General features: G+C 46.7%; 19 protein-coding genes and 8 tRNA genes. 13 read left to right on the top strand and 14 right to left on the bottom strand.

Going from position 1 to position 24,817, the window contains the following annotated elements; genetic code table 11:
* Nucleotides 1–66 precede the first annotated feature (66 nt).
* Both adk and W04_RS15410 read right to left on the bottom strand, forming a co-directional pair.
* Nucleotides 67–711: an adenylate kinase gene (adk, locus tag W04_RS15415; RefSeq protein ID WP_022946156.1), complete on the bottom strand. Its 645-nt coding sequence runs from the start codon at nucleotides 709–711 to the stop codon at nucleotides 67–69.
* A 180-nt stretch (nucleotides 712–891) separates the two neighbouring features.
* Entirely contained in the window at nucleotides 892–1,605 is a 714-nt protein-coding gene (locus W04_RS15410) for a SapC family protein (RefSeq protein WP_053911505.1), read from the bottom strand.
* A 168-nt stretch (nucleotides 1,606–1,773) separates the two neighbouring features.
* Between W04_RS15410 and W04_RS15405 the strand changes: the two genes are divergently transcribed.
* Entirely contained in the window at nucleotides 1,774–2,469 is a 696-nt protein-coding gene (locus tag W04_RS15405; RefSeq protein ID WP_053911504.1) for a DUF6445 family protein, read from the top strand.
* Between the two features lie 17 nt (nucleotides 2,470–2,486).
* On the top strand, nucleotides 2,487–4,034 hold the full coding sequence (locus tag W04_RS15400) for a tryptophan halogenase family protein (RefSeq protein WP_053911503.1): 1,548 nt from the start codon (nucleotides 2,487–2,489) through the stop codon (nucleotides 4,032–4,034).
* Here the strand turns inward: W04_RS15400 and W04_RS15395 are convergent.
* The 5 genes from W04_RS15395 to pgi all read right to left on the bottom strand — a co-directional run bounded on the left by W04_RS15395 (nucleotide 4,031) and on the right by pgi (nucleotide 13,292).
* Entirely contained in the window at nucleotides 4,031–5,551 is a 1,521-nt protein-coding gene (locus W04_RS15395; RefSeq protein ID WP_053911502.1) for a tryptophan halogenase family protein, read from the bottom strand. The two genes, W04_RS15400 and W04_RS15395, sit on opposite strands and share 4 nt — an antisense overlap.
* Nucleotides 5,552–5,618: 67 nt before the next feature.
* Nucleotides 5,619–8,267, bottom strand: coding sequence for a TonB-dependent receptor (locus W04_RS15390; RefSeq protein ID WP_053911501.1), 2,649 nt, complete (start codon nucleotides 8,265–8,267; stop codon nucleotides 5,619–5,621).
* A gap of 762 nt (nucleotides 8,268–9,029) precedes the next feature.
* Nucleotides 9,030–9,740: a 6-phosphogluconolactonase gene (pgl, locus tag W04_RS15385; RefSeq protein ID WP_053911500.1), complete on the bottom strand. Its 711-nt coding sequence runs from the start codon at nucleotides 9,738–9,740 to the stop codon at nucleotides 9,030–9,032.
* A complete protein-coding gene (gene zwf, locus W04_RS15380) occupies nucleotides 9,740–11,212 on the bottom strand; it encodes a glucose-6-phosphate dehydrogenase (RefSeq protein ID WP_053911499.1) in 1,473 nt (490 codons plus the stop codon). The genes pgl and zwf overlap by 1 nt, the downstream gene beginning before the upstream one ends.
* A gap of 439 nt (nucleotides 11,213–11,651) precedes the next feature.
* Nucleotides 11,652–13,292: a glucose-6-phosphate isomerase gene (pgi, locus tag W04_RS15375; RefSeq protein WP_053911498.1), complete on the bottom strand. Its 1,641-nt coding sequence runs from the start codon at nucleotides 13,290–13,292 to the stop codon at nucleotides 11,652–11,654.
* 488 nt (nucleotides 13,293–13,780) lie between these two features.
* On the opposite strand from pgi, the gene W04_RS15370 reads away from it, so the two are divergent.
* The 9 genes from W04_RS15370 (at nucleotide 13,781) to gloA (ending at nucleotide 21,716) form a co-directional block, all read left to right on the top strand.
* Nucleotides 13,781–14,809 (top strand): LacI family DNA-binding transcriptional regulator, encoded by a 1,029-nt coding sequence (locus W04_RS15370; protein ID WP_022946148.1) that lies wholly within the window; start codon nucleotides 13,781–13,783, stop codon nucleotides 14,807–14,809.
* 121 nt (nucleotides 14,810–14,930) lie between these two features.
* Nucleotides 14,931–15,512, top strand: coding sequence for an electron transport complex subunit RsxA (gene rsxA, locus W04_RS15365; RefSeq protein ID WP_022946147.1), 582 nt, complete (start codon nucleotides 14,931–14,933; stop codon nucleotides 15,510–15,512).
* A 1-nt stretch (nucleotide 15,513) separates the two neighbouring features.
* Complete coding sequence (gene rsxB / locus W04_RS15360) at nucleotides 15,514–16,068, top strand: electron transport complex subunit RsxB (RefSeq protein ID WP_022946146.1); 555 nt, start codon at nucleotides 15,514–15,516, stop codon at nucleotides 16,066–16,068.
* Nucleotides 16,069–16,078: 10 nt separating this feature from the next.
* On the top strand, nucleotides 16,079–18,256 hold the full coding sequence (gene rsxC, locus W04_RS15355; protein ID WP_053911497.1) for an electron transport complex subunit RsxC: 2,178 nt from the start codon (nucleotides 16,079–16,081) through the stop codon (nucleotides 18,254–18,256).
* Nucleotides 18,253–19,311 carry an electron transport complex subunit RsxD gene (gene rsxD, locus W04_RS15350; RefSeq protein WP_053911496.1) on the top strand — a complete coding sequence of 353 codons (1,059 nt, stop codon included), beginning with the start codon at nucleotides 18,253–18,255 and terminating at the stop codon, nucleotides 19,309–19,311. Before rsxC ends, rsxD begins: the two co-directional genes overlap by 4 nt.
* Nucleotides 19,308–19,949 (top strand): electron transport complex subunit RsxG, encoded by a 642-nt coding sequence (gene rsxG, locus W04_RS15345; RefSeq protein ID WP_053911495.1) that lies wholly within the window; start codon nucleotides 19,308–19,310, stop codon nucleotides 19,947–19,949. Before rsxD ends, rsxG begins: the two co-directional genes overlap by 4 nt.
* Nucleotides 19,946–20,644 carry an electron transport complex subunit E gene (locus tag W04_RS15340; RefSeq protein WP_022944718.1) on the top strand — a complete coding sequence of 233 codons (699 nt, stop codon included), beginning with the start codon at nucleotides 19,946–19,948 and terminating at the stop codon, nucleotides 20,642–20,644. The genes rsxG and W04_RS15340 overlap by 4 nt, the downstream gene beginning before the upstream one ends.
* Nucleotides 20,645–20,678: 34 nt before the next feature.
* Nucleotides 20,679–21,317, top strand: coding sequence for an endonuclease III (gene nth, locus W04_RS15335; protein ID WP_053911494.1), 639 nt, complete (start codon nucleotides 20,679–20,681; stop codon nucleotides 21,315–21,317).
* Nucleotides 21,318–21,716, top strand: a complete 399-nt coding sequence (gene gloA, locus W04_RS15330) for a lactoylglutathione lyase (protein WP_022944716.1) — start codon at nucleotides 21,318–21,320, stop codon at nucleotides 21,714–21,716. It begins immediately after the preceding gene.
* A gap of 171 nt (nucleotides 21,717–21,887) precedes the next feature.
* On the opposite strand, the gene W04_RS15325 is transcribed toward gloA, so the two are convergent.
* The 7 genes from W04_RS15325 to W04_RS15295 form a co-directional block, all read right to left on the bottom strand.
* Nucleotides 21,888–21,963, bottom strand: a tRNA-Glu gene (locus tag W04_RS15325).
* A 167-nt stretch (nucleotides 21,964–22,130) separates the two neighbouring features.
* Nucleotides 22,131–22,206: transfer RNA gene (locus W04_RS15320), tRNA-Glu, on the bottom strand.
* Between the two features lie 167 nt (nucleotides 22,207–22,373).
* A tRNA-Glu gene (locus tag W04_RS15315) sits at nucleotides 22,374–22,449 on the bottom strand.
* A gap of 167 nt (nucleotides 22,450–22,616) precedes the next feature.
* A tRNA-Glu gene (locus W04_RS15310) sits at nucleotides 22,617–22,692 on the bottom strand.
* A 141-nt stretch (nucleotides 22,693–22,833) separates the two neighbouring features.
* Nucleotides 22,834–22,909, bottom strand: a tRNA-Glu gene (locus W04_RS15305).
* A gap of 200 nt (nucleotides 22,910–23,109) precedes the next feature.
* Nucleotides 23,110–23,185, bottom strand: a tRNA-Ala gene (locus tag W04_RS15300).
* A gap of 265 nt (nucleotides 23,186–23,450) precedes the next feature.
* Nucleotides 23,451–24,257, bottom strand: coding sequence for a class III extradiol ring-cleavage dioxygenase (locus W04_RS15295; RefSeq protein WP_197275975.1), 807 nt, complete (start codon nucleotides 24,255–24,257; stop codon nucleotides 23,451–23,453).
* A 269-nt stretch (nucleotides 24,258–24,526) separates the two neighbouring features.
* Here W04_RS15295 and W04_RS15290 point away from each other — a divergent pair.
* Together W04_RS15290 and W04_RS15285 are read left to right on the top strand one after the other, a co-directional pair.
* Nucleotides 24,527–24,602: transfer RNA gene (locus tag W04_RS15290), tRNA-Val, on the top strand.
* A gap of 32 nt (nucleotides 24,603–24,634) precedes the next feature.
* A tRNA-Val gene (locus W04_RS15285) sits at nucleotides 24,635–24,710 on the top strand.
* The last annotated feature ends 107 nt before the right edge of the window (nucleotides 24,711–24,817 follow it).

The following is a 24,817-nucleotide window of genomic DNA, read 5'->3' as shown; positions in this document are numbered from 1 at the left end:
TTATACTTTGAAAACAATCGCTAAGATCAAAAAAAACCGCCGGAAGGCGGTTTTTTTAGTGCCGGGTTAGCCTAGCAATTCGGCTAACTGCTGGCTGACTGCTTCAACAGCTTGGGTACCATCGAGTTTATGGTACTGGGTGTTGCCAGCAGCCGCTTCTTTTTGATAATAATCAACTAACGGCTTAGTTTGCTCGTGATATATAGCAAGACGCTTGCGTACTGTCTCTTCAGTATCATCGTCACGGATGATCAAATCTTCACCGGTCACATCATCTTTGCCATCCACCTTAGGTGGATTGTAAACCACATGGTAAACACGACCAGAACCTGGGTGAACACGACGCCCGCCCATACGCTCAACAATCACTTCATCAGCCACATCGAACTCAATCACGTGATCGACATCGATGCCATTTTCTTTCATTGCATCGGCTTGAGGGATGGTACGTGGGAAACCATCTAGCAAGAAACCGTTTTCACAATCAGCCTTAGCGACACGCTCTTTTACAAGACCAATAATAATCTCGTCAGACACAAGTTGCCCGGCATCCATCACCTTTTTCGCTTCTAAGCCAAGCGGTGTGCCCTCTTTAATAGCTGCGCGCAACATATCGCCGGTAGAGATTTGCGGAATGTTGTATTTGTCCATTAAAAACTGAGCTTGCGTGCCTTTACCTGCACCGGGTGCGCCTAATAGGATGATGCGCATAATTGATTCCTCGTGTCTGAGTTGGGGTTACAAAATAAACTCAAATTTTTTCACATGGGCCGACGTTACTCAAGGGTAAAGAGATAAAACTTTGGTCCAATTTTCATATTCGTGTAATAACTGAACAAGCAGGTACAAAAAAGCCCAGCAATTGCTGGGCTTTTTCACTCTTTATGCGATTTATGCGTCAGCATCACGCTGAGCTTTTAAACGCGCCAGACGACCCACTTGGTGAGTAGACGTTAGGAACGAATAAATAGGCGCTAAGTAACCGCGTTTGCGAAGCTCTAAGAAAGCTTCGTCGCTTAGCTCATTTAACTTTTTCTCATCAATTAGATAGATACCTGAGATATCTTTCTTTTCGCCTTTAATATCCACAGTCAGCGTTTGTGGTACCAGTAGCTCTTTATCTGCAAGATACTGAGTGAAGGTTTCAGTCACACCAGAGAATTCAATGAATGACACAAGTGCATCTTTACGACGCTTCAGGTATTCAGTTTCTTCGCCATTTTCAAACAGCGCATTACCGTCTTCCTCGCCTACCAACGGGCTAGCTTCATCGATAACTACACCGTACTGCTCTTCTTCTGGGTGCTTAACAAGACCTAACGGGTAGCGAGTTACAGCTAATGGGGCAAAACCTGCTACCCACTTATCGCCATCTACAAATAGGTTTTCACCTGGTTCAAGTCCAAAAATCGCTACCGCTTGAAATTTGCCAGTTTCATTATTTTTAACGAATGCCATCGGAAATTCGTTAGCAACACGACCAAACTCGTGAGCAACTACAGGAACGAGGTGCTGAGTTTTCAAAAATTCTAGGTTAATGCCATTTTTGATTTTTGTGTTGGCATGTTTTTCGTTATGCAAAGGCTGCACTTGTTGCTCCGCCATATTACTGCTCCATTAATTTTACGTATTTGTTACTTAGCTAGTGGCACTAAGGCTAGCGGTTTTACTAGGAAAAAGGAAGTGAAAATTTTGTGGCAACGGAACATCGCATTTGACTCCAATTGATTTTGGCTAACATAATGCTGTCTAACCCGTTACAAGCTAAAACCAATGTATACACTGAATTTAGATTACCAAGCGAACGTCATTGCAATTCCTGCAACCAATGAAAGCGTGGTGGTCGTTGATGACTTCTTAGCTAACCCTGAACAAGTCATTCACTATGCCAAAACCACCGCATACTTTAACCCACCGGGAACAGACCGCTCTTTTTATCCCGGTAAACGCAACAAAATGCCTTTGCCTTATAAACGCGCGCTATCAGAATTACTCAATAGTCTGCGCGACAGAGGAGTGTTGCAACTTGATGGTAAAGTAGATATTTACAGAAACGAGTTATCTCTGACCACGGTGAAAGAGTCTCAACTTTCGCTCTTTCAAAAAGCTCCCCATATCGATAGCTTAGATAGTAAAGACTATGCAACCGTGCACTATTTATGCTCTGAGCAACATGGCGGCACCTCCTTTTACTGCTACCGGCCAACGGGAATGGCGCAGTTTAGTGATGACAACGCTGTCAAAAACATGCTTAAATCAATTCAGCATCATGCACATAGTTTTGATGGTTATATTCAGGGCGACTCAGCACTTTTCGAGCGAGTACTGAGTGTGCCGGCGAAATTCAATAGAATCATTATTTATCAAGGCAATATATTGCACAGCGCTGATTTAAAGGGACAACATAATCAGCAAGATGACATAGGTAATGGTCGCCTGAGTGTCGCTTCCTTTTTCTACTTAGAATAAAAAATAAAGGAATAAGAATGAAAGATTTATCACGTGTTATTGTCGTTGGCGGCGGCACTTCTGGCTGGCTTAGCGCGGCCTACTTAGCCAGCAGTTTCAAGCGAACCGGACGGGATATTAAAGTCAGTATTATTGAGTCAGACACTATCCCCACAATTGGCGTTGGTGAAGGCACCTTCCCTACTATCGTCAATACCTTGTATGAGATTGGCCTCTCTGAAAAAGAGTTTATCACTGCGTGTGACGCCAGCTTTAAGCAAGGCGCTCTTTTTAAAAACTGGTTATATAACCCAAGCGATAAACCTCATGCCTATTACCACCCATTTGATCCCCCTGCCAAACCAAAAGGCCTTGATTTGAGTGCATATTGGGTAAGCCGAAAACATCAAGGCACGATGCAGCAAGATTTTGCCCACGCGACGTCGGTGCAGTCATTCCTGTGCGATGAAAACCTCGCACCTAAGACACCTGAGACGGGTGAATATGCTTGGCTTGCCAAGTATGCATACCACCTCGATGCCGCAAAGCTGGGTCAGTTACTCAAAAAGCATGCAATGAACAAGTTACAGGTTGAGCATATTGTTGCTGATATTGAGCAAGTAGAGCTGGATGAACAAGGTTTCATCGCGCACTTAGTTGATAAGCAGCAACGCCAGCATGACGCTGATTTTTTTGTCGACTGTACGGGCTTCTCCTCTTTGCTGTTAGCAAAAGCTTTAAACGTGCCCTTTGTTGATAAAAGCCACTACCTCACAGTTGATACCGCCGTTGTTTTACCTGTGGAATATGCCGATGCCGAGACCCCTATCACGACCCATACGGTGTCCACTGCGCAAGACGCCGGATGGATTTGGGATATTGCCTTACAAAATCGCCGAGGCACCGGTTATGTTTACAATTCACACTACTGCTCCAAAGAGCAGGCTGAGAAAACCTTGTGCGATTATCACGGTATTGCCCATGATAGTGAGAAGCGCTATCGTCATATCAGCTTCAAAACCGGCTACCGAGAAAAATCGTGGGCCAAAAACTGCTGTGCTATCGGCTTTTCCAGCGGCTTTGTCGAGCCTTTGGAAGCAACCGCTATAGCCATGGTTGAGGCGGGAGTGCGCTCTCTTGCCGCCCGTTTCCCTGCAACTCGAGAAGCGATGCTCGAGAGAGAAAAACAATACAATCGTATTTTCACATCCCGTTGGGACAACATTATCGATTTTATAAAGCTGCATTATTGTCTCACCAAGCGCGATGATACCCCCTTTTGGCGAGAGCAGAAAAACCCTAAGACCATTCCTGCCTCACTGCAGGAAAAGCTTAAGGCTTGGCAGCATTACGGTATTACCGATGGCGACTTACCCTACAAATACGACCTGTTTACTCTCGCTAGTTGGCAATACATTCTCTATGGATTAGAGTTTTTACCTGACTACGTTGAAAAAGCGCCAATCAACGAGGAGATCATCGACAAAGCATTTGCCTCAATCGCCGCACAAAAACGCAGTGCTGCAAGCAAGCTCTTGTCAAACAGAGCATTGCTCGAAGCGTTTAGTGCGTCGTGTAAAAGCTAAATTTTCTGCAGCCCATGTTGGGCTATATTGTTAAGCAAGGCTCGGTGTTTAGGCAGCTGCTTTAGTAGCTGCTCACCATAGCTTGTTAGCATAGCAATCAACTCTTTATGCTCAGGCTTGGCAACTAAATGAGCGCATGGCTTAAAATGCATACCATAGAGAATGTACAAGTAGTTCTCTAGCTCAAACACCTCATATTTAGAGTTAAAGTCAGACTTCTTAGGAACTTGGTATTGCCACAACGCAAGACGTTCTTTGAGCACCACAGACATGCTGTCAGTTGACTTCATTGCCCGCCAGAACGCAGAGTCTTGACGATCTGAAAGATAATAGTGCAATTGGATAAAATCGACGACTCGGCGCCATGCATAATCGACAATTTCGTTATACTTCTTGGCGGCTAACGCAAGCGCATGATGCTGCACCGGCAAATTCTCAGCCAATAGCTTTGCACTAAAGTCCGTCAGCAGAATGGAGGTTGCCTCTAAAGGCTCAACAAAACCTTGAGCAAGCCCTAACGCCACACAATTCTTATGCCAAGCCCGCTCAGCGAACCCCGCTTTCATATCAATTTCTCGTACTTTTAAGCCAGACAACGGCTGACCTAAATAACGTTCAAATTTGGTATATGCCTGCTCTTTTGTTAAATAGTCACTGGCATACACAAAGCCGGTCCCACGTCGTGTGGTCAGGGCAATGTCCCATATCCACCCGGCCTGATGTGCGGTGGCCAGCGTGTAAGGTGGAATAGCATCATCTGCAGGGGTCGGGACCTGGGCCGTAATGGCTTTATCAATCGGCAGCTGATCACTTACATCCACTGATTTAACGCCTAAGGCTTGTCGATGTAAAATGCTCGAAAAGCCACTGCAATCAACAAAAAAATCGCCGCTGACTTGGCCACTATCGTCGGTTTGCAGCTCACTGATATGGCCTTCATCATTGCACTTTACCGCTGTAACGTTAGTTTTCAGTAACTTTACGTTGAACCGAGATGTGGCATTGTCCTTTAATAGTTGGGCAAACTTGAGCGCATTGAGGTGATATGCATAACTGGCATGGCCAGTGTATTGCGCTTGAGTTATCGCCTTAGGGCCGACACCCTGCTCACAGAGCATATGTTGAAACGAAACGGTTTCGGCAAATGAAGCGGCAGTTGTGTCACTGAGCCAAGTTTGCGTGACATCTTGATTATTTGGAAAGGGGTATTCGAACAAGTGATGATAATAGTTGTATTCACCATGGTGGTGTTTATCAAGCCAGTTTATGAACTTTATTGATTGTTTAAACGTCGCATCGCACTGGGTAATAAAGGTTTGCTCAGAAATACCAAAACTTTGTAAGGTACTGACCATCATCGGCACAGTGCCCTCACCGACGCCAATGGTTGGAATAGTAGGTGACTCAATTAAGCACACCTCAATATCGCTGCCTAATAGTCTCTTGCCAATGTGATTCGCAGCCAACCAGCCAGATGTACCACCACCGACAATAACGACTTTTCTCAATTTTTTCATTTTCAAACTGCCACTTGCCTAAACAAAAAACCCGAGCATAAGCTCGGGTTTTATCAACAATATCGCTTTAGAAGCGGAATTGTAAACCAACAGAGTAACGCGACTCACCCTGATAATTATACGCTGGGTATCCACGACTGAAGCGTGGGTTATCAGTGTCAGTCCAGTTTTGGTGGTTACCAACCTGGATGCTGTCTTCCTCTAGAAGGTTTGTAACATCGGCGATAATAGTGAAGTTCTCGTTGATATCGTAACTCGCACTTAAGTCCAATGTTCCAAAGTCTTCGTGTAGACGACTACCGTAGAAACCCGTTTCACGAATCATGTACTCTGAACGCCAAGTATAGGCTGCACGTAGTGATAGTGCGTCGGTCTCATAAAACGCCACTGTATTCACTGTGTGCTCTGATGCATCAGAGAATACAGAGTTGCCATCTACGAAGTTCTCTGCATTGGCATCTGAATCAGAGTAAGTGTAGTTTACAACAGCCCCGAAACCGTTATCAAACGTATGCTGCAACTGGAACTCTGCACCATAAATGGTTCCACCGTCACCGTCTGTGTACGTCTCTACACGCCAGTTGTCGGTGTTTGTTCCTGGGTCAACGATACCAATACTTTGACCTGGTTGTTCTGTATTTGTGGTAAAGGTGTCAACGTCTTTCCAAAAGAAGCTACCTGCAATTAAGCTAGACGGAGCGTAGTAATACTCAACACCAACATCAGCTTGGTTCGCTTTAAATGGGCTCAGTGACGGTGTACCTTTGGTGACCGACTGGTTGTTATCGTCGTTGTCGTCATAACCTGCTAATGCAGCGTTACTGAACATGTCATTGTAGTTTGGACGAGAAATAACGGTCGCAGCAGATACACGTAAGATCATGTCTTGAGAAAGGTCATAAGCCAAGTTAAAGCTAGGTAAAACCTCTGAATAGTCATGTTCTTCAGTTGTTAGAGCTGTCGAGTAACCATTATTAAATGCATGCGTTGGGTCGACAAAACCAGGGGCTAAAGCATAGGCTTGCGAGCTTGCTTCAGTTGACACATAACGTAAACCGAAGTTACCACGGAAGTTTTCACCTGAGTAATTAGCCATTACATAGGCAGCAACCGTTTCTTCGTTTAGTGATGCATACCCTGAGCGTTCACGAGCCCAGCTTTCGATGAATTCTTGAGTATAAGCAATCATCTCAGCGCCATCACCATTAGGGATAGAGATATCGCTCATGCCAGCATCAATTCGGCCATCGGTGAAGCGGTCAGCATCAACGATTTCGGCTTCTGCGGCACCATCAAAGTTCAAGTTTGGACGGTTTTTGTCACGAACAACATCGTGATCGGACCAACGTAAACCGGTTTTAATTGACGTGATGTATTCAAAGTCTGTTTCGAACTCAACATCTACCTGTGCATACGTTTCTTCATCCGTACGCGGCTCATTAACAATCGCGCCCGGCTGTAAGCCTTCCCAGCCAACATACTCGCCAGCTGCAGGCAATGGATAAGATTGATCTTCGGTATCAAAAATCCAATTCGTGCCCGTGCCATCAAGTGTGCCTACCGAACCGCCTAGGCCCGAAATGTAAGCAACGTTGGTTTCAAAGTTGGTACCACCCGTGGCTTCTGATGTACCCACTTGAACTTCAACCGTGAAGCCATCGCCTAAGAACTTCATATCTGCGGCAATCAGTTCAGTTTCCATTGTTGCGTTACGTGGACGCACGTCCCAATAGCTGTTTGCACCTAAACCTGTGTCGTCAAACCACTGTTGCGATGAAGTACAACGCTCTGGCACACCATCGGCATTCAGCGCTTCGCAGTTAGACGTATCTTGTGGGATCCATACCTGGTTATTTACGCCATCTGCACCCAACTCAAGATTCATATAGTGTACGCCGAACTCAAGTGCATCAGTTGGTGCGTATTGAAGCTGGATATCATAGGCTGTGCGCTCACGCTCCTGCACAAAAGCAGTTGGCGCAATACGACCACCCCAAATAGGTAACGCCTCATCACCGCGACGCTCCAGTGTATAGTCCGATTGTGCAACAGAAATTAATGCACCAAAATTCTCAGCTTCGTTTTTCCAACTGACTAACCCAGAAACGGTTGGATCAATTTCATCTGACTGGCTAGAACCCGAACCTTTGACGCTACCGAAAATAGTCATTGGCTCTAAATCTAGAGGCTTGCGGGTATTTACGATTACAGTACCGCCGACACCACCTTCTAACAGGTCTGCTTGCGATGACTTGTATACTTCCATATCAGCGATCATTTCTGGTGGAAGCATAGAGTAGTTGAAGGTACGGTCAATGGCTTGTTGTGAATACCAACCTGTAGAGGCCACATTCTGACCATTTAGCGTGGTTAATGTCAGCGAGTTTGACGCACCACGGATAGAGACGGCTGAACCTTCACCAAACTGACGAGAAACAGTAACACCAGGTACACGACCTAGAGCCTCGGCAAGGTTATTATCAGGAAATTCACCGATGTCTTCTGCTGATACCGCGTCTACCACGGCATTAGCAAAGCGTTTGGTATTCATTGACGCTTCTAATGAGCGGCGGATACCGCGCACTTCAATTACTTCAACATCTTCTTTTGCTTGAGTTTGTGCATCAGCCGCTACTGCTGCGCCGGAAAAACCAGCACCCATAGCAAGGCCGATATTCACTGCTAATAAGCTTTTTTTAAAATTTTTAGCTAACACAGGATTCCCCTTGAATCATTTTGTTGATTTTTTTATCACTTCTGCCCAGTGATGATGACAACGCTGTCATCTACTAACAAACCATACACCCTAAATTACAATTTCGCTACATCTTTTTGGCTTTTTTGTTTAAAAAAACCGCGAGTCAATCTTTAACTCTATGATTTAGTGAACATTTAATAGAGGTGAATTTAGCTCTGCTAGTGTGAAATCGAGATGAATATAACACAAATGTGACAACAAAAGTAAAGCCTAATTGGCGACTTGGTTTCTGATTAAGGTAAATAAGGGGGCAGTTTTGATTCTACTTGCCGCTAAGTGAGCGACTAAGTACCTGTAAAAGTAAGAATAATTTTCAAATGCTTAAAGTATTCCCTGTTCTACTCCCAGTTGGATAACTTTAACAACAACTATTCTCATAGCACTATTTTTATACAAAAGATAATAGTTGGGCGGCGCTTTAATACAGAGCATCGGGCAGAAGCGTTTGTATCTTTTCAAGGGTCACAATTAATTATCAATAACAATGACAGCGCTGTCATTGTTATTCTATGCAAATATTCTGCTGCCGTCTAGTGCCCATTGCAATTAAATTTATATTTGCTTACAAAAACTTGGAGGCACGATTTTGCAGCCATTGATTTGCGCCTTCTAGCAGGATACCAAAAGCTAAACTGTCAGCCATTTAGCTTACATCCCTAAAAAACAAAAGCGCGGCTATTGCCGCGCTTTTGTTATTCATTATTGATAGTCGTCATACGGTTAAGGAGCCCAATACACCTCGAGCTCAATATCTGGATGCTGCAATATTGCTCGCAGTGGCATCTCTGCAACATCTCCTTGCTGCTTAGCCGCTTTGTAAGTTGCAAGCTTCTGCTCACCACTGATAAGTAACTTCACGACCTTTGATTGGGCAATAGCATGCACCGTTAATGTCATTCGCTCGGTAATCGCTCCTGTCACCTCACTTTCAATAGCATTAATAGCACATACCAGTTGCTCAGCTTGAAGCCCAGCTTCTAAGCCTTGCGCGTGCGGGAAAAGAGACGCAGTATGGCCATCCGGCCCCATGCCCAAAATGGTTACATCATAAGGGCGATGCACTTGCTGATAGTGCTGCTCACATGCCTCAACGCCTTGCTCAGCAGTCGGGGCTGCGTTTTTCATGGTGATAAAGTTAGCGCGCGCAGCCTTATTTTGTAGCAAGGTATTGTTGATGAAAGTCTCGTTACTTTTCTCGTGGCTGGCATCAACCCAGCGCTCATCAACCATAGCAACATCCACTTTGTGCCAATCAATATCAAGGTTTGATAGGTACTTATAGGCTGGAGCCGGCGATGAGCCGCCAGATACCATCAGCGCTGCACGGCTATTCTCAGCGAGACCTTGGGTTAAGCGCTGCTCTAGTGACTCTGCCAAACTGGCGGTCATCTGCTCTTTGGAATCAAAGAAGTGTTCTGTAATATTCGCCATTACGCGCCCTCCCCGGTATTAAACCAACGGTGGTTATTTGTTGCTAAAAGCTCATCTGCATCATCTGGGCCCCATGAGCCAGCTCGGTATAGGGACGGGATCCCTTTTTCCTGCCAACGTTCGATAATAGGATCAATCCATTTCCATGCTTGACGCACTTCATCACGATGAATAAATAGCGCTGGGTTATTGGCCGCCGCATCCAACATTAAGCGCTTATAGGCATCTGAATGGAAACCCTTTGAGTAGGTTTCTGAAAGCTCGATATTTAACGTAACAGGCTCTAGTTGCATTTCTAGATTGTCCAAACGCTTAGACATCAGCGTAAGTTGGATGCTTTCCTCTGGTTGCAGGCGGATCACCAGGCGATTAGGCTGGATGGGACCGACATCTTGCTCATACACATTGTGCGAGACCGGCTTGTATTCAACAACAATCTCCGCACAACGCTTATGCATACGCTTGCCTGTGCGCAAATAAAATGGCACACCAGCCCAACGCCAGTTATCGATATGCGCTTTGATAGCGACAAAGGTTTCTGTCGCGCTTGAGCCTTCACCCAGTTCTTCTAAATACCCCGGCACTAGTTTACCGTCGAGATCGCCTGGTACATATTGGCCACGCACGATATTTTCATCGACTTGCTCACCCACCAACGGCCTTAGCGCCTCAAGCACTTTTAATTTTTCAGTGCGAATGGAGTTCGCATTGAGCTTATGCGGCGACTCCATCGCCACCAAGCAAAGTAATTGTAACAAGTGGTTCTGCACCATATCACGCAGCGCGCCGGCTTTATCATAGAAGCCCGCGCGGCTTTCAAGGCCCACCGTTTCCGAGATGCTAATTTGAATATTATCAATCGACTTGGCATCCCATAAATTCTCAAACAAAGAGTTAGAGAAGCGCAACGCCATCAGGTTTTGAACCGTCTCTTTGCCTAAATAGTGGTCAATACGGAAAATCTGCTCTTCGCTGAAGAATTGCGCAATTTTCGCGTTAATCTCTTCTGCTGACTTACCACAGTAGCCGATGGGCTTTTCAACCACCACACGCGAGGTGTCAGTAATCAACTCTTTAGCAGAGAGAATTTCACAGCAGGTGCCATACACTGCTGGCGGCAATGATAAGTAGAACACACGTGACTTATCTGCTTCGTGCTCATCTAAAATCGATTTTAGCTCATCCCAATGACTGTCAGCCTCGGTCACATTGACAACGACTGGTACAAGGAACTCAGCGAACGCCTTCCAATCTTTGGCGTTGTACTCACCTTTGGCCAAGTACTCTTTCATTGCTTTGTGAGCGGTATCAATATATTCGTCACGTTTATCTGCGCCACGAACAGTGGGGAGGATGCGTGTCCCTTGCGGTAGGTTCCCTTCCTGATAAGCGCGATACATCGCCGGAAGCAATTTGCGCAAGGCCAAATCGCCACCGCCGCCAAAAATGATAATATCAAAAGGATTTAGCATGATTTACTCTCTACCTGTTTGGTGCCCATTTCGTGTGGATGCAGATTCACACCCTAGGGGCTGCTCTCATCGGCTATCTATCGAGCCAATAATACTTGTTATTATGAGGACAGTATAACCTTTCGCGGCTCTATCCTGTGACAGTTTTCACACTGACATCGATGAATACGAAGTCAGCGGCCAAATCCACCTAAATGAAAATGGCAAAGCTCCGACACAGTTTTCGTGTTATCGGAGCTTTAGAATAAATGAGTCTTAGGGTAACTATACGTCCTCTCACAAACATACAGGCCCTAAAGACTCCAGCGCTACCCGTTCAAAGGTATTCATTTGTGCTGGTCCTTAAAGGAAATAGAGTCTTAGAGGGTCAGTAAAACCACACTGCCCCTCTAAGCCCTCCAGCGCTACTCGGCTGTGCTGCCTAGGCAGCAAATTCTGTTTATCGTTTACTTTGATAATAATTCATTAATCCGGCTGTGGAACTATCGTGCTCGCCGACTTGGCCATCGCTCAGCTCAGCTTCAATGCTTTTAGCCAATCCTTTGCCCAATTCCACACCCCACTGATCAAAAGAGCAAATTTCAAGGATGATACCTTGGACAAAAATTTTGTGTTCATACAACGCAATGAGGCGGCCAAGTCCTCTCGCATCCACGGTGTCTAACAGTATCGAAGAAGTAGGACGATTGCCTTGATGTACTTTGTGAGCAACCAATTGGTCAATTTCCTCGGAGCTGATCCCTTTTGCTGTGAGCTCATCGCGGATTTGCTCAGCGCTGACACCATTCATCATGGCTTCGGTTTGCGCAAAAAAGTTCGACATCAATACGCGATGATGCTCACCCACTTCCACTTGCGGCTTAATCGAGCCAATAAAATCTGCCGGAACGATGGTGGTACCTTGGTGTAAATATTGATAAAACGCGTGCTGACCATTTATTCCCGTCATGCCCCAAATTAGCGGGACTGTGGTGTAATTAACGCGAGAACCGGAAAAATTAACTGACTTACCGTTACTTTCCATTTCCCCCTGCTGTAAATAGGCAGGGAGCATATGCAATGCTTGGTCATAGGGTAAAATAGCTTGCGCCTTATGGTCTAAGAAAGTGGTATTCCAGACACTTAATAGCCCCATCAGCACCGGGATGTTGTTCGCCATTGGCTGGTTTTTGAAGTGTTGGTCAATTTCAAATGCCCCTTCAAGCAACTCTATAAAGGCATCGAAACCTAAATATAAAGCGATAGGTAAACCAATAGCGCTCCACATTGAAAATCGACCACCGACCCAATCCCACATGGTAAATACATTCTCAGGCGCAATGCCAAATGCAGAGGTTTTCTCTAAATTGGTGCTCACAGCAACGAAGTGCTTAGCAATTGCACCCGCTTCGCTCGTAGCATCTTGTAACCATTGCACCGCTGTTTGAGCATTGGTCATGGTTTCAGAGGTGGTAAAAGTCTTTGAGGAAATAACGAACAGTGTGGTTTCAGGGTCAACCGCATCCAGTACTTTCGCAATTTGTACACCATCGGCGTTGGAAACATAATGTACGTCTAGGGTGTCATCAGCAAAGCTTGCGAGGGCCTCAGTGGCCATTTGTGGACCCAGGTTTGAGCCACCCACGCCTATACTCACAACATGGCGAATTGCCTTGCCGCTAAATCCGAGCCACTCACCTGAGCGCACTTTGGCAACAAAGGCGCGCATTTTCTCCAATTCAGTCTCGACTTGCTCGCTCACATTTTCGCCATCAACGATAATCGCCGATTGCTCACGGTTGCGCAGCGCGCTATGCAAAACGGCGCGCTGTTCGGTAAAATTAATTTTTTCACCCGCGAACATCTTGTCGCGCCACTGCGCTAATTCACAGTCCTCAGCCAAACGAAGTAAATCGTCCTTCACCGGCTGGTTAATTAGCTGCTTAGAATAATCGAATAAAATGCCAGGAGCCTGAACGGAGAAAGTGTTGAAACGCGCATCATCGTTTGCAAAAAGCGTTTTCAAATGGGTGTTTTGTAATTCCTGAGCGCGCTTTTCTAGGCTCTGCCAGCTCGCTAGTTGTGAACGACTTGCTACCATTTTATACTTCCTTTAAGTCCTTGCTTATGGGGCTATTGTTACTATCATTAGCGCTAGGTAAAGATACGAAAGGCTCGCTGTGAAAAAGTGAATTGTCAGCGAAGAGACTCTTTTACCTGCAAATATACGAAATTCAACCTAACGGCGTTAACATTAAGTTAAAATGACAACGCTGTCAATCTGCTAATTTGCGATTTTAGTGAAGGGATCATAGCGCATAATTTCGTCTTTGACACCGGTATCATGAGGAAAATTTAAAATTTTCTCTGCTATTTGCATTTAACTTTAGATACACTCATGGAGAAGCATGGCTATGTATGCGTTTTAAGCGATTGTAATTGCTCTACAGCAACGCCAAAGCGATTTTATCGGCAAGGAAATAATAGAGCACGCTTAAGCAAAACAGGTCCACCGCGATAGTGACCTCTGTGTCTGCTACTCTTAATGACAACACCTGTGTGCCAACACAGACATAATAAGAAAAGAACATGAAAGTAACGATAAATGATGTCGCGAAACTAGCTGGTGTATCAATGAAAACGGTTTCGCGAGTAATAAATAACGAGCCGTCCGTGCGCAAGAAAACGCACGATATCGTTATGGCCGCTGTAAACGAATTAAACTACCAACCTAACCTAGCTGCCCGCAACCTTGCAGGAACATCCTCTTATGCCATTGGCCTAGTGTATGATAACCCCAACGCCTATTATGTAATTGATATGCAAAACGGGGTATTGTCTCACTGTCGAAAGGAGGGTTATGAGTTGGTCATTCACCCTTGCAGTTATGCCGATAGCACTATGCAAGAAGAACTAAAAACCATGATCAAGCGCTCGCGTATCGCAGGCCTAGTGTTAACCCCACCCCTTTCAGAACAGCAAGCATTGATTGATATGCTCGATGAGATGGGTATGCATTATGTACGCATTCTCTCTGGCCGTGGTGATAGCGAACAGACTAGCCCGTGTATATATGTAAATGACTACGCTGCTGCATACGAAATTACGTCTCACTTGATAAGTTTAGGACACCGTAACATCGCTTTCATTTGTGGTGATCAGGGGCACAAATCAACCACCGAACGACTCGCTGGCTATGAACAAGCCTTGCAAGATCATAGTATCAAGGTGCGTGAAGAGCTAATTTATCGCGGCGACTACTCATTTGAATCTGGCGTCAATGGTGCTAAAGCCCTGCTTAAAGAAGGGAACCGTTTGGATATCAGTGCGGTGATGGGTGGTAACGATGAAATTGCAGCAGGTGCACTCTTTGCAGCGCGGCTTATGGATATGGCTATTCCCGATGAGTTATCGATCACGGGGTTTGAAGACTCGCCCTTCTCCAAACAAACTTGGCCAAAGCTGACCACCGCGCATCAGGATAACGATGTTATCTCTCAGCATGCCGCACGCTTGCTTTTTAGTAAGACTCGGGGAGCCCGTAATCAAGATAAAGAAATTATTCGCACTTTCACCCCCTCATTAGTGATGCGCGACAGCTCAGGCCCATTGAGCTAGGTAAACGCCTTAAAAGCGGTGCTCGTCACCGCTGTATTGTTCGTATAAGCCCTTACAACTGTTGTGAAATGACCGAGAAATAAGGATAATACACGGGTTCTTTTCAGTTTTTTGGGTAGCTATGACGGAATATCTCTTACTGCTCGTCAGTACCGTGTTGGTAAACAATTTCGTGCTCGTACAGTTTCTTGGCCTATGCCCCTTCATGGGTGTATCAAGTAAGCTGGACACCGCCGTGGGCATGTCTATGGCCACCACCTTTGTATTGACGCTGGCCTCCGTCACCAGCTACCTGGTTAATCAATATATTTTGCTGCCCTTAGAGCTCACCTTTTTGCGTACTATGAGTTTCATCTTGGTGATCGCCGTGGTGGTGCAGTTTACCGAAATGGTCGTACAGAAGACTTCGCCGACGCTCTATCGCTTGTTAGGTATCTTTTTGCCGTTAATTACCACTAACTGCGCCGTACTCGGCGTTGCCCTGTTAAATATCAAAGAGCAGCATAGCTTTGTTGAATCTGCCGTATATGGCTTTGGTGCTGCCGTTGGTTTTTCTCTGGTACTGGTTCTATTCGCTGCTATGCGTGAGCGTTTGGCCGGCGCCGATGTACCTGTGCCATTCAAAGGTGCAGCAATCGCTATGGTAACGGCGGGACTTATGTCGATGGCCTTTATGGGCTTCAGCGGATTGGTAACGTTTTAATATGACCTTATTTTATGCCTTAATCGCCCTGGGTGTACTGGCCCTTATTTTTGGCGTGATCCTCGGTTTTGCTGCTGTGCGCTACCGAGTTGAAAGCGATCCTGTTGTCGAGCAAATTGATGCCATTTTGCCACAAACTCAATGTGGTCAATGCGGCTACCCTGGCTGTCGCCCTTATGCCGAAGCCATTGCCAACGGTGATGATGTCAATAAATGCCCGCCAGGGGGTGAAGCGACTGTTAAAAAGCTAGCCGACTTAATGGGGGTAGAAGCGAAGCCACTCGCCGGTGGCGAGGAAGCAGAGCCAGAGAAAAAAGTTGCCTACATTCGCGAAGACGAATGCATTGGCTGCACTAAGTGTATCCAAGCATGCCCGGTCGACGCCATTGTTGGGGCAACACGACAAATGCATACCGTACTCAAAGATGAGTGCACTGGCTGTGATTTGTGTGTTGAGCCCTGTCCGGTGGATTGCATTGATATGATCCCTCTAGCGCAAAGTAAACAAACGTGGAAATGGCAGCTCGATGCCATCCCCGTGACTCAGATAGATTAAGAGGTGTAGTGTGGACTCTTTATTATCACGTATTCGTCGCGGTGAGTTATGGCAAAGCCCTGGTGGCATTCATCCGCCTACCCATAAATATAAAACGAACTCGCTCCCTATTCACAGCTTACCTTTGCCCGAAAAACTGGTGCTGCCAATCAAACAGCACATTGGTGCTGAGGGGCAGTTATTAGTAAGCGCAGGTGAGCAGGTATTGAAAGGCCAGGCTCTCACTCGCCCCAATGCTAATTGGTCAGTGCCCGTGCATGCACCCACCTCGGGTCGTATAGTGGATATCACGCCTATGCCCTCGGCGCACCCTTCAGCCATTCCTGAGCTGAGTATTATTATTGAACCCGATGGCCAAGAGACTTGGTGTGAGCTTGTGCCTCACCCTAATTATCAGCAGCTTAGTGCCGAGCGACTAGTTGATATCATTCATTATGCTGGTATTTCTGGCATGGGCGGTGCGGGTTTTCCGACCTATGTTAAAACCGCAAGCAAACAGCCAATCGATATTTTGATTGTTAATGGCGCCGAATGTGAACCTTATATCAGCGCTGATGATGTGCTTATGCAAGCGCACAGTGAAGAAATCGTGCGCGGTATCCATATCATCCAGCACTTACTGGGTCCTGAGTTGACTATCATTGGTATTGAAGATGATAAGCCGAAGGCCATCGAGGCGATGACTCAGGCCTGCGCCGACTACGACAATATCATCGTCCGAGCGATTGAAACCAAATATCCTTCGGGCGGCGAAAAGCAGCTTATTCAGATACTCACCTCCAAAGAGGTGCCTGCTGGCGGGATCCCCGCCGATATCGGTGTGCTGGTACAAAATGTGGGCACCTTATACGCGATACAGCAAGCTGTCGAGCTCGGTAAGCCGCTGATCGAACGCGTTGTCACCCTTGCAGGCGAAACTCTTGAGCAACAAGGTAACGTTTGGGCTTTACTGGGAACGGAAATTAAGCATTTATTAGCTTTCCAAGGTTTTAATCCTGAGCCAATGCAACGGGTGATTATGGGGGGGCCAATGATGGGCTTTACCTTGCCCAGTGTGCGCATACCTGTAGTCAAAACCACCAACTGCATATTAGCTCCCAGTAACCAAGAAATGCCGGCGCCCGGTGATGAGCGCGCTTGCATTCGCTGCAGTGCCTGCGCAGATGCCTGCCCTGCTAGCTTATTACCCCAGCAGCTGCAATGGTTTGCCAAAACCAAAGAGTACCAAAAACTCGAAGAACATAAGTTATTTGATTGTATTGAGTGCGGTGCTTGCGCCTACGTATGCCCAAGTGAAATTCCGCTGGTACAGTATTACAGAGTCGCAAAAGCTGAAATTCGCGAACAACAGATAGAGCAAGTAAAAGCTGAGCGTGCACGCGAGCGCTTCGAAGCGAGAAAAGCACGCTTAGAGCGCGAGCAAGAAGAGCGCCGCAACCGCCACAAACGGCCCAGCCGAAGCGCTGCTAAAAGCAGTGAAAGTAAGGAAAAAGTGGCTGAAGCCCTGGCTCGTGTGAAAGCAAAGAAAACAGAGCAAGGTGATAACAAGGAAAAAGTCGCCGAAGCGATTGCCCGCGCCAAAGCCAAAAAAGCGCAAGGTGAAGCCCCTGAGCCAGATAACTCAGAGGTTGCTCAAGCTCGTGCGCAAAGAAAAGAGCAGGCTCGTGCATACAAGGCACAAAAACAACAGCCTGAGCAAGCGCCAAGCGCAACAGCGGATGATAAAAAAGCCGCAGTCGCCGCAGCTGTTGCTCGTGCTAAGGCGAAAAAAGCCCAGCAAAGTGAACAAAGTGATAGCCAGCCCACAGCCGCAGAAGATAAAAAGGCTGCCGTAGCCGCTGCCATAGCTCGCGCCAAAGCGAAAAAAGCGGCAAAAGCCGATGCATCTACGCAGCAGCCCGATGCCCCTGCTGACAGTGCCGAAAGCGAGACCCAGGCATCCTCTGCTGAGGATAACAAAAAAGCCGCTGTGGCCGCTGCCATTGCTCGCGCCAAAGCGAAAAAAGCAGCAAAAGCTGATGCATCTATGCAGCAGCCCAATGCCGAAGCTGAAGGCGCCTCAGGCGAGACTGAGGTCCCCTCCCCTGAGGATAAGAAAAAAGCCGCTGTGGCCGCTGCAATAGCTCGGGCCAAAGCCAAAAAAGCCGCCCGAGAAGCCGATAAAAACGATGATGAGGAGTCATCATGAAGCTCAATATGATGAGTTCACCTTATAAGCACAGCCATAAATCAGTGACGCAATTAATGCTTTTGGTGGCGCTCGCAGCGCTTCCGGGCATTGCCACACAGTGGTATTTTTTCGGCGCCGGTGTGGTGGTGCAATTAGTTTTAGCCTTAGTGTGCGTGAGCGTATTCGAAGCCGCTATGCTGGCGATTCGCGGGCGTAAAATTTGGCCAACCTTACAAGATGGCAGCGCTTGGCTCACGGGGCTTTTGCTGGCTATCAGTATTCCCCCCCTCGCTCCATGGTGGGTTATTGTCATTGGCTGTTTTTTTGCCATTATCTTTGTTAAACAGCTTTATGGCGGACTGGGCTTTAATTTATTTAATCCAGCCATGGCAGGCTATGTGCTATTGCTTGTCTCCTTCCCGGTGCAAATGACCTTATGGGTGCCCCCGAGCGAGCTTATGCAGCACACGCTAAGTTTTAGCGATGAGCTGTCACTCATCTTTACACACTATACCGAAGCCGGCTTTAGCCTCGAACAGATCCGTGTCGGTGTTGATGGCGTTACCATGGCCACGCCACTGGACACCCTACGCACCGATATTAGCCATGGCCTAACTGTGGCCGAGAGCATGGAAAAACCTGTGTTTGGCGAGTACGCCGGGGTAGCTTGGCAATGGGTCAACATGGCCTATCTCGTTGGTGGCGTGTTATTGCTACAACAACGCGTAATCAATTGGCACATTCCGGTGGCGATGCTCAGTGCCTTAGCCGTGTGTGCAAGCATCGGCTATATCTTTGACTCGGGCAACCAACCTGGGCTGGCATTTCATATGTTAAGCGGAGCCACTATGCTCGGTGCGTTTTTCATTGCTACCGACCCGGTTTCGGCATCAACCACAAATCGCGGCCGGTTAATTTATGGCGCTGCCATAGGCGTTATTGTGTATCTTATTCGTAGCTTTGGTGGCTACCCCGATGCCGTCGCCTTTGCGGTGTTACTGATGAATATGGCAGTGCCGCTCATAGATCATTACACCCAGCCTCGTACTTATGGTCACGGAGCAAAATCATGATTATTTCTTCGATGGCGAAAAATGGTGGGATTTTAGCTGCATTCGCACTTATTACTACAGGTGCTGTGACCTTAGTGCAGCAATACACCGCGCCCAAAATTGCGATCCAAGAGAAAAAACAATTACAAGGCTTGTTACAACAAGTGTTGCCGGCATCGCAATATGACAACGACCTTTATTTAGACTGCACCACCGTCAATACCCCGCAGTTAGGCCCGCGTGAGGGCTACACAGTGTATCGTGCTCGCAGGCAAGGCAAGGTCATCGCCTTAGTGCTTCAAAGTACCGCCGCCAATGGCTACAGTGGCAATATAGATATGATCAGTGCTGTTTATCCTGATGGCACCGTCAGTGGAGTGCAAGTTACCAAACACAACGAAACTCCAGGGCTCGGCGATAAAGTAGAAACTAAACGCAGTGATTGGATTTACTCGTTTGCCAATAAGCAAGTGCAAGGCGCAAACGACGAGCGTTGGGCAGTGAAAAAAGATGGCGGCATGTTTGATCAGTTCACCGGCGCAACCATTACTCCTCGCGCAGTGGTGACAACAGTGAAAAGCACCGTTTTATATGCACAACAACACTTTGACACGCTCGCAACAGCAGACAATCATTGCTTAGCTGAGGAGCAATCATGAGCCAATATAAAACCTTATTTAAAGAAGGTGTATGGGGCAACAACCCAGCGCTAGTGCAATTGCTGGGCCTGTGTCCGCTGCTAGCAGTCAGCAGCACAGTCACTAACGCACTGGGACTGGGAATAGCGACATTACTGGTATTAGTGGGCTCAAATGTAACGGTCTCTCTGGTACGCCAATGGGTGCCTAAAGATATCCGCATTCCCGTGTTTGTGATGATCATCGCCGCGTTTGTAACCATTATCCAATTGCTAATGAACGCTTTTACCTTTGGTTTATATCAGTCTTTAGGCATTTTCATCCCTCTGATAGTCACTAACTGTGCCATTATCGGTCGCGCAGAAGCGTTTGCTTCTAAAAACAATGCCTTATTAAGTGCATGGGATGGGCTCATGATGGGCCTAGGTTTTGCCATGATCCTAGTGCTTTTGGGTGCTATGCGTGAACTCATTGGTCAAGGTACCTTATTCGATGGCGCTGACTTACTGCTGGGGCCATGGGCACAAAGCCTACGTCTAGACATTATTCACTTTGACAACCAATTCTTGCTGGCGATCTTACCTCCGGGAGCATTTATTGGTTTAGGTTTGCTGATTGCAGCTAAAAACTTAATTGATGCGCAGCTTAAAGCCAAACACGCGCCTAGCGCTGAGGAAGTAAAAGGCCCAAGGGCACGAGTGACCAGTTTAGATTAGGCTCGTTTTAACGACAGACAATCAAGGGGCAACAATGAACAAAGATAAGCGCCGACTCATCCTTGAGCGGTTGCGCGAAGCTAATCCGCACCCAGAAACCGAGCTGGAATATAGCTCTCCTTTTGAGCTCTTAGTGGCAGTAACCTTATCTGCACAGGCCACCGATGTTGGGGTCAACAAGGCGACCAGAAAACTTTTCCCGCGTGCCAATACGCCGCAAGCTATCTTGGATATCGGTCTTGAGGCGCTGCGTGAGAGTATCAAAACCATCGGCTTATATAATTCCAAAGCCAATAACGTGTACAAAATGTGCGAGATTTTGGTGTCACAACATGAGGGGGAAGTCCCTGAAAACCGTGAGGCCTTAGAAGCATTACCCGGCGTTGGCCGCAAAACTGCAAATGTCGTGCTTAATACCGCCTTTGGCTGGCCAACCATTGCCGTTGATACCCACATTTTCCGTGTCTCTAACCGTACCAAGTTTGCTATGGGTAAAGATGTCGTCGCGGTGGAGCAAAAGCTAGAAAAAGTCGTGCCGAAAGAGTTCAAGGTTGATGTACACCACTGGCTTATTCTCCATGGCCGCTATACCTGCGTAGCGCGCAAGCCGCGCTGTGGCAGCTGTATTATCGAAGACTTATGTGAATTTAAAGACAAGACTGAGGTAGCATAAATGCGTTTATTACACACCATGTTGCGTGTTGGCAACTTAGAGCGCTCAATCGAGTTTTATACCAATGTGCTGGGTATGAAAGAGCTACGCCGTGCCGATAACGAGCAATACCGCTACACCCTCGCCTTCGTCGGTTATGGTGAGGAAAAAGACACTACCGTGTTAGAGCTTACTTATAACTGGGATGAAGATAGCTACGATCTTGGCAATGCTTATGGCCATATTGCCATTGAGTATGACGACATTTACCAGGCTTGCGAGCAAATTCGTGCCGCCGGTGGCGTAGTAAGCCGCGAACCGGGTCCGGTAAAAGGAGGCACTACAGAAATAGCCTTCGTTAAAGACCCTGATGGCTATGCAATTGAACTGATCCAGAAAAAGGCTGATAACAGCTTTTAAGCTACGCTATTGAGTCAAGGTTGTCCCTTGGCTCCCATCCTTTTCCCATAAACCACGCTTTAACGCGCACTTCTGTGACAAGAAAAGAAAAGTAACGGGAATTTTTAATAAAAGATAAATATTAATAGCTATGAAGAGATGGTTCTTTTTCAAGAGAGTACTTGAAGAAAGTGGCGTCCCCTAGGGGATTCGAACCCCTGTTACCGCCGTGAAAGGGCGGTGTCCTAGGCCTCTAGACGAAGGGGACGCAGAATTGGTTCAGCAAAGTATACTTTGCTTATTCTGCGTAAGATGAGCTTGAGCCCGCGAAAGCGAATGACCTTATTCATCTAAGCAGAACTTGTAAGAGCACTAGGCTTATTACATTCTGTGTCACTAGGACTGGTTATTTAGACTCTTACCATACGAGTAAAGTGGCGTCCCCTAGGGGATTCGAACCCCTGTTACCGCCGTGAAAGGGCGGTGTCCTAGGCCTCTAGACGAAGGGGACGCAGAATTGATTCAGCAAAGTATACTTTGCTTATTCTGCGTAAGATGAGCTTGAGCCCGCGAAAGCGAATGGCCTTATTCATCTAAGCAGAACTTGTAAGAGCACTAGGCTTATTACATTCTGTGTCACTAGGACTGGTTATTTAAACTCTTACCATACGAGTAAAGTGGCGTCCCCTAGGGGATTCGAACCCCTGTTACCGCCGTGAAAGGGCGGTGTCCTAGGCCTCTAGACGAAGGGGACGCAGAATTGGTTCAGCAAAGTATACTTTGCTTATTCTGCGTAAGATGAGCTTGAGCCCGCGAAAGCGAATGACCTTATTCATCTAAGCAGAACTTGTAAGAGCACTAGGCTTATTACATTCTGTGTCACTAGGACTGGTTATTTAGACTCTTACCATACGAGTAAAGTGGCGTCCCCTAGGGGATTCGAACCCCTGTTACCGCCGTGAAAGGGCGGTGTCCTAGGCCTCTAGACGAAGGGGACAAAAATTTCGCTATCGAAGTACAACTTCGATAAATTTTTGTAAAGGCTGAGCCGAACCAGTGAGGCGAAGCGGCCTTAGCAAAAACGCTGAATTTAATGTCACTAGGACTGGTTATTTAAACTCTAACCATACGAGTAAAGTGGCGTCCCCTAGGGGATTCGAACCCCTGTTACCGCCGTGAAAGGGCGGTGTCCTAGGCCTCTAGACGAAGGGGACAAAAATTTCGCTATCGAAGTACAACTTCGATAAATTTTTGTAAAGGCTGAGCTGAACCAGTGAGGCGAAGCGGCCTTAGCAAAAACGCTGAATTTAATGTCACTAGGACTGGTTATTTAAACTCTTACCATACGAGTATCACACCTAAACATTCGAAGTTTAGCCTACCGAGATAGAAACGTGTGTTGCACTACAGAATTTGGTGGAGCTAGGCGGGATCGAACCGCCGACCTCTTGCATGCCATGCAAGCGCTCTCCCAGCTGAGCTATAGCCCCAAACAGCTTGAGATAAACTGCCAAACTTGCGGTGTTCATCTCGTTGAGTGCGGGGCGCATTCTATGCACCCCCCTAAACAAAGTCAACACTTTTTAAGTAACTTTTTACTGACCGAAGCAATTTTAGCCAAGACGCGCAAAGGTTAGACAAAAACAGTCAAATATGACTTTTTATTAACCACTTACCTACTTTGATACAGGCAAATATCGGTATCTATTGTGGTTATTTCGTCAGCCAAAGTATCACCTTAATCGCAACGACCACTTATGCCTCTAGTTGCCATAATAAAAAGCTGGCTTGCCACCCCATAATTTCTGTTGAGATATGGGTATCAGGTCGACAGCAAGCTGCTCCATATGCACAGTGTAAAGGCAACAAGTGTTCTGACGTGGGCTGACAATAAAGTGCACCAGGTGCTGTTCGCCACGCAATTAACTGCTGTTGGCGCTGCTTTTCACTCATAGGCGCCTGCAAAGTGTGTTTGAGCCATGCTTCAAACTGCCGATTATACCCCTGAGTATCATCAATCGGCCCTTTTTTAAATGCAGCCATATTATGAAAGGTGAAACCTGAACCAAGTAAAAGTACGTTATCAAGATCAGCAACAGCATTTGCGAGGTGTTGCCCTAACTCTACATGAAAGCGCTCATCTAAACCGCCATGCAATGATATTTGTACACAAGGGACGTCTGCATCTGGATACATTAACTTTAACGGTACAAAGACACCATGATCTAGTCCTCTTTGCTGCTCAATAAGAGTAGGTATACCTTGGTGTTGTAAATAACCGGCTAAGTAGTTGGCAACTCGAGTATGACCCGTGCAAGGATAAGCAATATCATAGGCCGCCCTATCAAAACCGTAATAGTCATACAGCAAGTTGGGCTGTTGCTGGGTATTAATAGCAACTCCCTCCTGTGAAAGCCAATGCGCGCTTATTACAATAACAAGCCGAGGCTTAGGAATTTGAGTCGTTAGTTTTGCTAATGCATCACGCATACCTGTGTGACTTGGTTCCGCCAATAGAGGTAACGGCCCTCCGCCGTGGGAGATAAAAAGACTGTGATTCATAATGCGCTCCATAAATAAGGCCTTCATTATTGCGCTGGTATCGATACCTATATAGCCCTATGAACGCACATCCCTTGTTACCACGCGCACAATTATGACTCACATAAGCGGGAGTGCAGGCTTCGCGTGCGTAGTTGATGAACAGGTTGTTTATAAAACCCGCATATAAAACAAAATGTGCAACTCAAGTGTTGACAGTCTTTCGTCTCTATCTATAATAGCGCCCCACAACAGCGAGAGAGGTTTCCTCACTCTTTGTTATCAGATGTGGGTTGTTAGCTCAGTTGGGAGAGCATCGCCCTTACAAGGCGAGGGTCACTGGTTCAAGTCCAGTACAACCCACCACTTTTAAAGTGACGCATCTGTTTATTCTATATGGGTTGTTAGCTCAGTTGGGAGAGCATCGCCCTTACAAGGCGAGGGTCACTGGTTCAAGTCCAGTACAACCCACCATTTACTCATCTTCGAGTATCGCATGTAGAATAACTTAGACCCGGGTTGTTAGCTCAGTTGGGAGAGCATCGCCCTTACAAGGCGAGGGTCACTGGTTCAAGTCCAGT

The organism is Pseudoalteromonas sp. SW0106-04, from assembly GCF_001293805.1.
GTDB classification, from domain to species: domain Bacteria; phylum Pseudomonadota; class Gammaproteobacteria; order Enterobacterales; family Alteromonadaceae; genus Pseudoalteromonas; species Pseudoalteromonas ruthenica.
The sequence above is the reverse complement of the archived record's forward strand: the minus strand, read 5'-3'. Positions and strand labels throughout refer to the sequence as shown.

What these genes read in the sequence shown, in the direction of transcription:
- adk (WP_022946156.1), bottom strand. Translation starts at nt 711, where the DNA reads ATGCGCATCATCCTATTAGGCGCACCCGGTGCAGGTAAAGGCACGCAA.
- W04_RS15410 (WP_053911505.1), bottom strand. Translation starts at nt 1,605, where the DNA reads ATGGCGGAGCAACAAGTGCAGCCTTTGCATAACGAAAAACATGCCAAC.
- W04_RS15405 (WP_053911504.1), top strand. Translation starts at nt 1,774, where the DNA reads ATGTATACACTGAATTTAGATTACCAAGCGAACGTCATTGCAATTCCT.
- W04_RS15400 (WP_053911503.1), top strand. Translation starts at nt 2,487, where the DNA reads ATGAAAGATTTATCACGTGTTATTGTCGTTGGCGGCGGCACTTCTGGC.
- W04_RS15395 (WP_053911502.1), bottom strand. Translation starts at nt 5,551, where the DNA reads ATGAAAAAATTGAGAAAAGTCGTTATTGTCGGTGGTGGTACATCTGGC.
- pgl (WP_053911500.1), bottom strand. Translation starts at nt 9,740, where the DNA reads ATGGCGAATATTACAGAACACTTCTTTGATTCCAAAGAGCAGATGACC.
- zwf (WP_053911499.1), bottom strand. Translation starts at nt 11,212, where the DNA reads ATGCTAAATCCTTTTGATATTATCATTTTTGGCGGCGGTGGCGATTTG.
- pgi (WP_053911498.1), bottom strand. Translation starts at nt 13,292, where the DNA reads ATGGTAGCAAGTCGTTCACAACTAGCGAGCTGGCAGAGCCTAGAAAAG.
- W04_RS15370 (WP_022946148.1), top strand. Translation starts at nt 13,781, where the DNA reads ATGAAAGTAACGATAAATGATGTCGCGAAACTAGCTGGTGTATCAATG.
- rsxA (WP_022946147.1), top strand. Translation starts at nt 14,931, where the DNA reads ATGACGGAATATCTCTTACTGCTCGTCAGTACCGTGTTGGTAAACAAT.
- rsxB (WP_022946146.1), top strand. Translation starts at nt 15,514, where the DNA reads ATGACCTTATTTTATGCCTTAATCGCCCTGGGTGTACTGGCCCTTATT.
- rsxD (WP_053911496.1), top strand. Translation starts at nt 18,253, where the DNA reads ATGAAGCTCAATATGATGAGTTCACCTTATAAGCACAGCCATAAATCA.
- rsxG (WP_053911495.1), top strand. Translation starts at nt 19,308, where the DNA reads ATGATTATTTCTTCGATGGCGAAAAATGGTGGGATTTTAGCTGCATTC.
- W04_RS15340 (WP_022944718.1), top strand. Translation starts at nt 19,946, where the DNA reads ATGAGCCAATATAAAACCTTATTTAAAGAAGGTGTATGGGGCAACAAC.
- nth (WP_053911494.1), top strand. Translation starts at nt 20,679, where the DNA reads ATGAACAAAGATAAGCGCCGACTCATCCTTGAGCGGTTGCGCGAAGCT.
- gloA (WP_022944716.1), top strand. Translation starts at nt 21,318, where the DNA reads ATGCGTTTATTACACACCATGTTGCGTGTTGGCAACTTAGAGCGCTCA.
- W04_RS15295 (WP_197275975.1), bottom strand. Translation starts at nt 24,257, where the DNA reads ATGAATCACAGTCTTTTTATCTCCCACGGCGGAGGGCCGTTACCTCTA.